Genomic DNA, 907 nt, shown 5'->3' with positions numbered 1-907 from the left:
GGGCGGACCGCGGCAGCGGACCGGCCGGGTCAGACGGAGTGGGTACCCGCGCCAGCGGCATCCGCTCCCACAGACGGCGCCAACAGACGTCGACAGGGAAGCAGGTCGAGACAGCGATGACCGCTCAATGAGCACCCAGCCATGATCACGACCGGCAGGTAACGAGGTCACGCGGGCACGGACCGCGGGCCGAACGAAGGAGCACCGTGGCAGGAAAGGCCCGCGTACACGAGCTCGCCAAGGAGCTTGGTGTCGACAGTAAGACCGTGCTCGCCAAGCTCAAGGATCTCGGCGAGTTCGTGAAGTCCGCTTCGTCCACTGTCGAGGCACCCGTCGTCCGCAAGTTGAAGGAAGCGTTCCCCTCCGACGGCGCACCCACTTCCCCGGGCCGGGCCACCAGCCGTCCGGGACCGCCGGGTGGCGGCGCTCGTCCGACCCCGCCGTCCCGTCCTGGTCTGGCGCCTCGGCCCGGTCCGCGCCCGGTTCCCGGGCGGCCTGGTCCCCTCGGCCGGCCCGGTCCGGCGACCCCGGCGCCGTCCCCCTCGCCCGCGTCCCCGCCGCTACCGGCCTCGCCGACGCAGGCCTCCCCGACGTCTGCACCCGCCGCTCCCCGTCCGGCCGCGGCCTCCGCCGCGCCCGCGCCGCCGGTGCCGTCCGCTCCCTCCGCCGTGCCCGCGCCGCCGATGCCGTCCGTGCCGTCCGCTCCCTCCGGGCCGCGGCCCGGGCCGAACGTTCCGCGTCCCGGTGCACCGCAGGGCGGTGGCCGTCCGCGTCCCGGCGCCCCGGTTCCTCCCTCGGGTCCCACCGCTGGCGGTCCGACCGCTGGCGGCCCCCGGCCCGGGCCGCGTCCCGGACCCCGGTCGGCTGCGCCCGGTAACAACCCCTACACGACGCCGTCCGCTGGGCC

1 protein-coding gene is annotated in these 907 nt (G+C 76.4%); it reads left to right on the top strand.

All coding sequences use genetic code 11. The annotated features are described in order from the left end of the window. Positions 1-206: 206 nt before the first annotated feature. Positions 207-907 (top strand): translation initiation factor IF-2 N-terminal domain-containing protein (locus AC08ON_RS01470; protein WP_476616324.1); only part of this gene is annotated, 701 nt, incomplete at its 3' end.

The sequence above is a fragment of the Frankia sp. CoWAU3 genome (assembly GCF_977971855.1).
The sequence above is the reverse complement of the archived record's forward strand: the minus strand, read 5'-3'. Positions and strand labels throughout refer to the sequence as shown.